6 protein-coding genes are annotated in these 12,043 nt (G+C 27.4%); 3 read left to right on the top strand and 3 right to left on the bottom strand.

Annotated features, from left to right (window positions below; genetic code table 4):
- Positions 1-28: 28 nt before the first annotated feature.
- The 3 genes from ACXYRQ_RS00135 to ACXYRQ_RS00125 form a co-directional block, all read right to left on the bottom strand.
- Positions 29-583 (bottom strand): hypothetical protein, encoded by a 555-nt coding sequence (locus ACXYRQ_RS00135; protein ID WP_458607297.1) that lies wholly within the window; start codon positions 581-583, stop codon positions 29-31.
- Positions 584-644: 61 nt separating this feature from the next.
- On the bottom strand, positions 645-998 hold the full coding sequence (locus tag ACXYRQ_RS00130; RefSeq protein ID WP_435130384.1) for a hypothetical protein: 354 nt from the start codon (positions 996-998) through the stop codon (positions 645-647).
- A 19-nt stretch (positions 999-1,017) separates the two neighbouring features.
- The gene (locus tag ACXYRQ_RS00125; RefSeq protein ID WP_458614182.1) at positions 1,018-1,761 is read right to left on the bottom strand and encodes a phosphotransferase; all 744 of its coding nucleotides are present in this window, start codon (positions 1,759-1,761) and stop codon (positions 1,018-1,020) included.
- A gap of 70 nt (positions 1,762-1,831) precedes the next feature.
- Between ACXYRQ_RS00125 and ACXYRQ_RS00120 the strand changes: the two genes are divergently transcribed.
- The 3 genes from ACXYRQ_RS00120 (at position 1,832) to ACXYRQ_RS00110 (ending at position 12,041) form a co-directional block, all read left to right on the top strand.
- The gene (locus tag ACXYRQ_RS00120; protein ID WP_458614418.1) at positions 1,832-2,839 is read left to right on the top strand and encodes a phosphatidate cytidylyltransferase; all 1,008 of its coding nucleotides are present in this window, start codon (positions 1,832-1,834) and stop codon (positions 2,837-2,839) included.
- 1 nt (position 2,840) lies between these two features.
- Positions 2,841-7,262 carry a PolC-type DNA polymerase III gene (locus tag ACXYRQ_RS00115; RefSeq protein ID WP_458614417.1) on the top strand — a complete coding sequence of 1,474 codons (4,422 nt, stop codon included), beginning with the start codon at positions 2,841-2,843 and terminating at the stop codon, positions 7,260-7,262.
- 111 nt (positions 7,263-7,373) lie between these two features.
- Entirely contained in the window at positions 7,374-12,041 is a 4,668-nt protein-coding gene (locus ACXYRQ_RS00110) for a hypothetical protein (protein ID WP_458614416.1), read from the top strand.
- Positions 12,042-12,043: the final 2 nt, after the last annotated feature.

The raw sequence follows: 12,043 nt of genomic DNA, 5'->3' as shown, positions 1-12,043 counted from the left end.
TATAAAAACACAAATTAATGTGTTTTTATTATTCTATTTTATCTTTTGTTTCTATATCAATGTCTTCTATATCTAAATTAATATTAGGATAAGAACTATTTATATTTAAATCATTAACTATTTTAATTTTATTTATCATTCTAAAGTTATGTATTATTATTCCACCTAATGCAAAAATACCTAATAATCCTAATGTGCTGACATAATTAAGGTATGGAATATTATGAGATGCAATGCTAAGTGCAAGCAAAGCATACATAAAAGGTCATAATTTCTTAATTTTCTGCATTTGAATACTTTGAAAATCATCGTGATAGAGGAAAACCAAGGTAACTATACCAATAATAAACATAATTGCAAAAATAACATAAGAAACAATTGCTACAGGGGATGAAGAATCAGCTAAAAAATTCAAAATTTTATATCCTGTTTCTGTTTCATTTAATTTTTCATCATCACTTATACTCTTTATTATTCCTACAAATAAAATAATTATATAAACAGTTGCAATTAATTGTTGTAAAATAAATAACCCAAAAAAACCTCAAGTCAAAAAATATATTCTTTTTTGTTTTTTATCCATAATTTGTTTATCCTTATATATAAAAATTATAACTATTTTTTATTTTATATTAAGGATATTATTAACTTTTTAACAACAACATAAACATAATAAATGCAGATGCGATAAAAACTACACCTAAAAATAATGGAATATTATACTTTGCTCGCTGCCAAGCAGGTAAATACATTCCGGTTGCTTCATAAGTAGTTTTTTTGTTTCTAGGGTTATCACGATTATATTCATCCATTTGTAACTGCTTATAATTACGAATTTTTGCTATGGAATATTTAGCATAAATTACAAAACAAATTAATGCTAAAACAACAAATAATACTCCCAAGGGAATTAAGGTGTTTTTAGGTATTTTTTCTGCTGCTCTACCTGGAATGTCTACATCAAAATACATAAACAAATCATTCAAATTAAATATCATATTTTTATTTTAGCAAAATTTATTTTTTGAATAAATTATTAGCTTTTTTGTACTCGTATAATTGCACCATCTCTTTAAGTTTCGCAACTGATGCACTATCATCATAAGGTTTATTATCTTTTTCATTAATTCACAAAATTACAAGGTAATAAACAAAGATTTTTTGTTGAATTAAATATTCTTCTCAATAATTTTCATAACGATCTAAGAAAATTTGTTCTTGCTCTGGATTTAAAAATGAACCACAAATAAAGTATGCTAAATCAAAATGCTTATCACCCATAGATGCATATTCTCAATCTACAAAATAAATTTTTCCTTGTTCATCTTTAACTATATTGCCAGATCATAAGTCATTATGCAATGGACGATTATTTTCGCTATGAGAAAGGATGTTATTGATGCGTTTATAATATTCATCGATAACAGGTACTTTCAAGCCTTTGTCTCTTATAATGCGACGGTATTCTTTAACACGTGCCGCATGATTAGTTTTTGGAAATTTTAAACCTGAATCATGTAATTTACGAAAGTTATCAGCAATTTGATGTAAATCAGATGTGCTAAAATCTACCTTTAAATTTTTAATAAACTCCCATTTTGAATGATTTTGATCATTTTCAAGTAATTTTGGTACAAAATCAAACACTGAAAGGATGCTATAATCAAGTTTATGATTAAATTTATCAAACTTTTTATATTGCAAAAAGTAATCACCATCGTGATATGATTCATTTGTATAACCGATATTAATTTTTTCCATTTTACTCCTTTATTTTGAAATATTATATATTTAAATAAAAATTCAAAGCATAAAATGTATAATATTAATTATGTCTATAAATAAAGAGAGTTTTTTAAAATCTAGATTAATCCCTGCATTAATAATGTTAATTGCATTAGTTGCTTTATTGGTGCTAACACGATATAGTTTTTATTGATCATATCCATTATATCAAAGCTCATTAGGTGGTTTTTGAGCAGTGCGAGCAATAGCATTGATTTTTGTTTTCATTTTTGCATATTGAATCTTTTTTGAAGTTTCCTTAGCCTTTTTACAGCATAAAATTTATGCTGCTATTCAAGCACTGTTGCTAAATTCATTAATGTTTTTAGGAACTAATTTTTTAAACTTAGTTATCACATCAAGTAATATAAGCAGTTTGGATGCTTTTGAATTAAGATTATGAACTGATTGACAAGCACACTTGATGTTATTGGTTAATGTTCTTATTTTTATTATCTTTAGAATTATCATTATCAAAAATGTTTATTTTACAGAATTATTTTTAAAGGCATTGTTGTTTTTACTAACTAGTTTAATATTAAGTTTTTTCATAAAAACATTTTTATTTTTAAACACTGTTTCATCTGGCTTAGAATATATCCTCTTATTTATTTTAATCGCTGTTAGTTCGGATATAGGTGGATATTTTGGCGGAAAATACCTAGGACATAAGATGTTTAAAAATAAAATGGCACCATTAATTTCGTCTAAAAAGACTTGAGAAGGTGCTTTTGTAGGGTATGTTGCTGCACTAATAATTAGTTTTGTGTTTATTTATGCTTATTTTGGAGTTGCAAAGGGGTATGATATTAATACCGATGTTGCATCTGTTCTAAATTCATCTAAAAATACCACTGCTGCAATAGTTATTTTACTTACATTAGCGCCAATTGCTGCAATTACAGGTGATTTATATTTTTCTTTTATAAAACGTAAATTAGCAATAAAAGATTTTTCGAGAATTTTAGCAGGTCACGGTGGAATTGTTGATCGAATCGATAGTATTTCACTAATCTTCTTTATTTGAACATTTTTAGCATTATTTAGGGGATAAAATGAGTTTTTACAAAGATCGCACCTTTGCAAACTTTGCTTCAGAAATTGGTTTAGGAAATATTGAAGCATTTTCTGAAGCATACATTACTACAATTTCAGAACTGCAAACACGAAATTCAAAAAGAATTATTGAAGTAGATTTAAAGCTACCATATGCACCAAAAATAACTGATTTAGTAAAACTTCTAAAAGCATTAAAAAGCGAACGAGGAAGCAAATACCGTGTTATTTATAGCATTAATGACTATGTTATCGATGCTCCGATGTTTCGTGATTATATTACCACTATTATTAAGTCAAAAACAAAAAGTAAAATGTTTGTAAATTTGGATAACATGCTAAATCAAACACCTAAAAATCTTTATGTAAATCACGAAAATCAAAAGTGATTTATTTTATACGATGATGCAAGTATTAAGTACGAGGTAGTTGAAGCAATTGAATTTTTAACTAAAAAAATGCACGAATTTGGTTTATTGAAATTTCAAATCGGATCTCAATTTTATGAAAAAGTTATTGAAGAAGAGATCCCTAATGTTGATTTAAATTTAGTATATCAAAAACTCAAAGAAGAACAAGTTAGAGTTGAAATCCCTGCACAAAATAGCAATAAACCGTTAATCAAAAGAAAATCAAAAGAGTATTATAAAACATCAATCAAGGATATTGATAATTTAGACCACAATAAAGAACAGCATTATATTAGTGTTGAAGGAATGATTTATAAAACCGATATATCTGATAATGCAAATTACAAAATTAATAAGTACTTTATAACAGATTTTTCAGATGCGTTGCAATGTATTCAATATCTAAATAATGATGCAGAACAAGTTGAAACCTTTAAAATAAATGATTTTGTCAAAATCAACGGGGTATTAATTTTCAAACAAGTTGGTGCTGAATACCGTCGAACATTAAGAATTTATTCAATTACAAAAATTAATAATCCTGTTTCATTAAGAGTTGATGATAATGAAGAAAAAAGAATCGAATTAAATACAAAATCCAAGATGAATGCAATGGACAGTGTCTTTGATGCAGCTGATATAGTTAAAATTGCTAAACAAATGGGACATAAAGCAGTGGCTATTTTAGATTCAAATAGTGTGCAATCTTTCCCCAAATTTGTTGCTGAAGCAAAAAAAGCAGGAATCAAACCTATTTATGGAGCAAGTTTAGATTTAATAAATGAAAATAATCAAATAATATTAACAAAAGACTTTGATGCAAATATCAAATTAGTTGAAAGTGAATATGTGATTTTCGATATTGAAACAACTTCACTTTCTCCCAAACTAGGTGAAATAATTGAATTTGGTGCTACTGTAGTTCAAAATGGTAAAAAAATAGGTAGTGAACAATTTTTTATCAAATGCAACAGTAAGCTCTCTGAATTTACTCAAAAACTTACCAATATAACTCAATCGATGCTGGATGATTATGGATTAGATTTGAAAGAAGGATTACAAAAAATCTATAATTTATTAAATAACAAAATCGCTGTAGCACACAATGCTAATTTCGATATGCATTTTATCTTACAAAAATTTATCGATAATAATATGAAACTTCCTAATACAGTTTTTATCGATTCATTGATGATTTCTAGACTTTTATTTTCTGATAAAAACAAGCACTCATTAGGAGATTTTTGCAGTTATTTCAATGTTGAATACAACTCATCTGTAGCACACCGTGCTGACTATGATGCAGAAATACTTTCTCTTGCTTTTATTCAATCGCTTTTTAGTTTTCAACAACAACAAGTATTGACACTAGGTGATTTATATCATTATTTACCTAATCCTGAAGCATTTTATAAAAAAGTTCGTTCAAATTATCAATACAGCATCTTGGCTAAGAATCAGTTGGGATTAAAAGAACTTTTTCAGCTGGTTTCAATGACTCTAACACAAAGATTTTGAGGACAACCAAAACTTTTTTATAATGATTTACAGGGTAAAAAGAATATTCTAATAGGTTCTGGTGGACTAAAAGGTGAATTAATTAATGCACTAATATATTCATCAGATTTGAAAATAAATGAAGTTATAGATCGCTGTGACTATATCGAAATTCCGCATATTGATGCATTAAAACATTTATATATAAACACTGAATATACAAAAGAACAGATTGAAAATCTTTTGAAACAAGTTATCAAATTAGCACTTTCAAAAAACAAAATTGTTGTAGCGATCGGGGATTGTCGTTATGAAAATCCTAATGATCAAATTTTTTATAAGAGTCTTGTTTATGCAAAAGGCCTAGGTGGAAGTCGTCATTTTTTACTTAAAACCAAAAATAGCAAAGAAGAACGTAGCAAAGATAATGAAGATGATAATCAAAAAGACACAATAAAACGAATTGATTTTACTGTTATCCCTGATTTATATTATTTAAATACCAAACAAATGCTTGATGGCTTTAGTTATTTAAATCCTGAATTAGCTAAGCAAATTGTAATTGATAACAGCCATAAAATTTCACAGATGATTGATGATGACATCGTTGTTATTAAAGATAAATTGTATACTCCTACAGTTGAAAATTCAAAAGAAAAACTTAAGAATTTAGTTTATCAGACTGCAAAAGATAAATATGGAGAAAATTTACCACAAATTATTTCAGAACGCATCAAAAGTGAATTAGATCCCATTTTAAAATATGACTTTGATGTGATCTACTGAATTTCACATCTTTTGGTTAAAAAATCACTTGATAACGGGTATTTAGTAGGAAGTCGTGGTAGTGTCGGTTCTTCTTTAGTTGCAACTTTAGCGGGTATTACCGAAGTAAATCCTCTTCCACCACATTATATTTGCGATAAATGCAAGCATTTTGAATTAGTTGAAAATCCACCTACCACATCCGGCTTTGATTTAGATGATAAAAATTGTCCTATATGTGCAACTATTATGGATAAAGATGGTAATTCAATTCCGTTTGAAACTTTTTTAGGTTTTAATGCCGATAAAGTTCCTGATATTGATTTAAACTTCTCAGGTGATTATCAAAAAAATATTCATGATGAAATCAAACATATCTTTGGTGAAGATAAAACTTTTCGTGCTGGGACAATCTCAACAATACAAGGACGTACAGGTTTCGGTTATATAAAAAATATGGCTGAAGAATTTAATATTCCATATTCAAACGATTTTATTGACTTTTTATCAACTAAATTAGAAGGTGTCAAGCGCACAACTGGACAGCATCCGGGTGGAATCATTATCATACCAAATCAATTTAGTGTCGAAGACTTTACCCCGATTAATTTCCCTGCTGATGATATTAAATTAGATTGAAAAACTACACATTTGGATTATCGTGCAATTCACGATAATATTATTAAGTTTGATATTTTAGGACATGTTGATCCAACAGCAATTAAAATGTTAGAGACATTAACAGGTTTAAATGTTAAAACTGACATTCCTAAAAAAGATGCAAAAGTAATGTCACTTTTTTATTCAACAAAAGCTATGAACATCAAACCAGATGACATCGGTAATGAAACAACTGGAGCATTAGGATTACCAGAATTTGGTACACAATTTGTTCGTAAAATGCTTGCTGAAGCACAACCTAAATCATTTGCTGATTTAATTTCGCTTTCTGGCCTTTCACACGGAACCGATGTATGAAAAGGTAATGCACAGGATTTAGTTAAAGAACACGGTATGTCATTGAACGAAGTTATCTCCTGTCGCGATGATATTATGAATTTTCTTATCTCTCTTGGTGTTGATCCACTTTATTCATTTAACATTATGGAGAAAGTACGTAAAGGGAAAGGATTAACACCTGAAGAAGAAAATGAATTACGAACACATAATGTACCTGAATGAGCAATAAAAAGTATGAAATTAATTAAATATATGTTTCCAAAAGCCCATGCTACTGCTTATGTTTTAATGGCATGACGTGTTGCATGATTTAAATTATATAAACCATTAGAGTATTATGCAACTTATTTTAGTACCCGTGTTGAAGAATTTGACTTGGATACCTTAGTAGAAGATATTGGGATGCATAAAATAAATGAAAAAATTCGTGAATTAAATGCATTGGTAAATCCTAAAGTGAATGACAAACAACTTCTAACTACCTTAGAAATAGCACGTGAATGCTATGCTCGTGGATTTAGCATTAGTAATATAAATTTAGAAATTTCAAAAGTTAAGGAATGAGTTATTGATTATGAAAATAACTGTCTAATACCTCCATTTACAACTATTAAGAGTTTAGGTATTGCTGCTGCCGAAAAACTTGTTGCTGCTCGTTCTGAAATGAAATTTAAATCACGTGAAGACTTTAAAACACGAAGTGGAATCAATCAAACTTTGTATAAAAGGTTATTAGAACTTAAAATACTAGATCACTTGCAGGAAAATGATCAAATGACTTTATTTTAATCTTACAAAACATGTATTTTTGTTTATGCTGGTTTTTGTAAAATGAATAATAAAATCTGTAGAATTTGCTAATATTTTTGTATACTTAAAATAACATGTAAAGAGGTTATTATGAAAAATAAAAAATATAAACGCATCATTTCCAAATTATTTATTTCTTCTGCTATTTTACTTCCTACAATTGCATCAGCTTGTACATCAAATGATAATGGCAATTATGGTTCAAAAAAACCAATAAATAATCCTAAAAACGATGAAAATAAAAACGCTTTAAAAGTAAATACTATCACGGTTGATAATGTAACTGATAATTCTGCTGCTATAGAACTTTATTTTAGTGCGACATTGCATAAAAATGATCAATTAAAAATTGCTCTTAAGGATTTAAAAACATCTAAAATAAGAAATATAGTGCAAAATGTGAATATAAATAGTAATCATGTAAGAGTAAGTATCGATGGATTAAGTCCTAATACAACTTATAAAATAGATAATTTGTTGCAAAATAATAATAAGATTGGTTTTTTAAATACAGTTGATAATCGCTCTTTATCATTTACAACATTAAATCAAGAATCAAATGGTAGCGAAGATAAAAATGGTAACAACCAACAAGGAAAAAATGGTGATGGAGATGATAAAAAAGGATCAGAAAATCCACAAAATCCACATTCTGGCAATATGCCTGATAAAGAACACGAAGAAAGCAAAGAACAAAATCCAGGTTCTGAAAATCAAAATCCAAATAATCACCAAAAAATTGATATTAATGCAACTGTTAGCAGTGTTAGCTACCAAAATCAATTCAATGTTTTGCTAAAACTTGATTCAGATCAAGATTTAGCAAATAAATTTGCACAAATTACAGTAAATCCAATAGACAGTAATAATCAAGTTATTAACCAAGATATTACATCAAATATTGTTACTATAAATGATAAAAATCCTTCATTTAGTTTTAATAATCTTGATTTTAATAGTAAATATCGCATTAAATCAATAGATTTCTTTGAACAAGGAAGCGAAAATCAACTTTCTAAGCTTGATAACATTTCGATTAATAATTATCCAGAATTTAATACACCTTCATTAAATATAAATGTAACTTTTAATGATAATCTAAGTCAAAATCAAGATAGTTATGTGTTAGGTTTTAATACAAATTCTGATTTTAATGGTTATATAGAGTTAAAAGTGGTAAAATCAAGCGATCAAAATCAAGAATATAGATCACTTAGATCGAGTTTGAAACATAAACAAATCAGTTTTTTAAACCTAGATCCGAATACAACATATATTATTAAAGGTGTAAGTCTTTATTCTGATGCAGGTAGTTCAAATCCATTAAATGTAAACATGACTTTCCAAAATAATAAAACTTTTACAACACCAAATCAGAAAATACAATCAAATGCTTTGTTAGAACCTAAATATAGTGCAATTAAACAAAATAACATTCCTGTTGTTTATGATTTACAAAATACAGCAACTAGCAAAACAAGTGATCAATTAACTTTGGATAGTATTAAATCAAACAACACAAATCATAGTGATTATTTTACTCAAAAAGAAACAAGCGAAAACAAGCAAAATAATAGTACATTTGCTCAATTAAAAAGTTATATATATGATTCTACACATCAAAAATACAGATTAAATTTTTTAGTTCCTAACTCTTTTGCAAAAGCATACACACTAAAAATTCGTAAGAATAATGTCGAAGAAAGTATATCAGCAACCTCAATGAAATATGATCATTATCTATATGAAATACCATATGATCACTCTGCGACAATTGACTTAATTGGATTGATAGATGACAACAATCAAAGTATTAAAACATTCAATAGTAGTTTTGGAATCCATCCATATACATTTAATTTTGATACTACTGTTGATGCAAACATCAGAAGCATTTCAATACAACCTAAAACAGGTAATAACATCGATGTATTTGTTAAAGTTCGGAAGAAGACTTATCCAGATCGTTTAGCATATCTAAATAATACAAAATTAAAGGTATGACGCAATAATAACATCGTTGAAGTAACTGCTACTAGAAGAATTGATGATTATCATGCAACCATTTTAGCTGGTGATCAAATTGTATCATTTGTTTATAATACTAGCACCACCACACAAATACATGATTTACCATTAACTGAAATTAATTTTGATTCAAGTAAAAATACATATGATATTAATTCAATAACAGTTGATCAAAATGCTCAAAAAGTGAATGTTACATTAAATTCTAATGTTACAAATGCTAATAATCTAAGTTTTATAGTTAAAGGAATTGATCACAATATTCCATTTATTCGAACTATAACCCCAACAATTAATAATAATATTGCAAGTTTTGATATAAATCAACTTTCAAATGCAAATATTTCATATGTTATAACTAATATTTTATTAAATGATGGATTTATTGATTTAAGTGAAGATAAAAAATACCAATTTAATATAACAACAATTGAAAATAATAATTTAAGTTATTTTAATTATTATATGGATCAAAATACTAAAAAAGTTTATGCCTCTGCTTTCTTTAATTTTAATTCACATAACTTAAAATACCTAAAAAATATGTACTTTGATTTTATGTTTGAAAAAGAAACACAAAACTATGATAATCAATTAGTATTAGGATTTGAACCCACAAAGCACATAATGGTAAGATTTGATGATTTATGAAAATTTGAACTACCTAATTTTAATGAATATATTAAATATACACTAAAAAAAGTCCGAATCGTAAAACCTGTTACCTATAAACAATTAGCTACTATTGATGTTGCTGCAAACCTACAAAAAACACTGGCATATCATTTTAATTATGCAAGTGTTGATCAAAATAATTTCTCTGCAAACGGAATTGAACGCAGAACCACAAATGATTTTAGTCGCTATGATTTAAGAAAAAAATGACTAGCAAATTACGCAAACGATACTGTTGATTTTAGTTTATATAATCTATGATCTGTTTCAGAATATTTATCCGATTATACATTCATCAAGGATCGTGAATTTTTAAATCAAGCATATCCAAACCCGATCGTATATAAATTTAACAAAAATTCAGAAACCAAAAAAATTCAACTTTTTGGTCCAAGAGAACAAGTTAAAGCAAAATTATTTAACATTGATAATTCAAACAAAACCGCTTCATTAACTAAGAAATTATCTAATTTTAAAAACCTTGATCAAATTCCTGAAAATGAATCATTAATGATGTTTGATTTTGAATTTGAATTACATGATCGCACAAATTATGACTTATACTATGCTTACACAATAAATTCAACAGTTCGTTTACCTTTTAATTTAACCAAACTCAAGCAAACTGGTAAATTAGAGAACTTAAACTTTTATTTTTATCAAATTTTTACTTCACAAGCTGTTCAAGAACACAACTATAATAAAATAAATGCAAAATTTAGTTTTAATTTATATTATGATAGTTCTAACAATACTATTACCTTAAAAGTAATTTCTAAGGATAAAGATTATAATTTTACCCAAGATATAGCCACACATAATATAGGTTTAGAAAAAAATGTTTTCATCGGACCTGCTAGAATCGCTGTAATTCATACAAATGAAAATGTTAAAATCGAATACAACTCAGATAAAGTTGATGCATTATCAAACTTTAATCCAAAAATATCATACCTAAATGAAAATATAAATAAAAACTATGATTTTAGCTTTTCTCCAGGTATGTCAGTTGATGATATAAAAACTTGACAATCAAAACGTTTATTTAAAGAAGATAAATCAGGTGCTGCTGACTTAATGCGACAACGTGCATTTAGAATCAGTGTAGGAACTTGAAACTTAATTGGTAAGGTTAAACCAGATGATGATAATGATTATCGCTTCTATGTAATGACTAACCACCATGTTGCTGTGCATGTTCCAGTTCCGAATACTCCTACAAGTTTTTACATTCCAACTTTATTAGATCGTCCTGCTGCAGGAACATACCAAACTGGTCCTAGTGTACAAGATGGAAAATTGACTAAAATTTATGCGTTTGAAAATTATAAATATAACTATCAACTTATTAAAGATTACTATAATATCGGAAGTTTCATTGATAATGAAGGAAGATATCAAGAAAATAATATTGCAGCAAATCAAGACTTAGTAATTGCAACAATTGATTTAAGATCTATTTTTGAGCAATATCAAGGAGTAGATTTATCAAAAATTCAAATGGATGCACAAACAAAAGAATCGATTAAATATATTTTAAACTGAAAAAACTTAGCACCTACAAAACTCAGTAATGAAGTTAAATACTTACAAGATTTCGATGCATTAAATTGATATGTTGCTTCATTCCCTGGTGAAAGAACGATTGGTCCTGAAACAGTTAAATCAATCCGTTATCGAGAATACATATTAATGTATATGCCATACTTTATGAATGATTTAGATTATGAACAAACAAGATATAAATCAACCAAGATATCATTCAACCGTGTAGGGATTGATTTAGCCGGTGGTGCATCAGGTAGTGGTGTATACGATGAAAAAGGTAATGTAGTAGGTCTGATAACCGAAGGATGAAATTCATTTGATGGAGCTATTTCGGCACACTTATTCGCCGGACAAGTACGCAATGTTTTCGGTTCAAAAGACAATAAAATTAATCAAGATTCATTTTATGAATATATCAAACACAATAGTTTCTTATATCCTAAAAAATATACTGATATTTATTGAGATGATGACATAACAATCAAAAATAATCAAAAGACTAACTAGGA

Source organism: Mycoplasma sp. 394 (assembly GCF_054353895.1).
The sequence above is the reverse complement of the archived record's forward strand: the minus strand, read 5'-3'. Positions and strand labels throughout refer to the sequence as shown.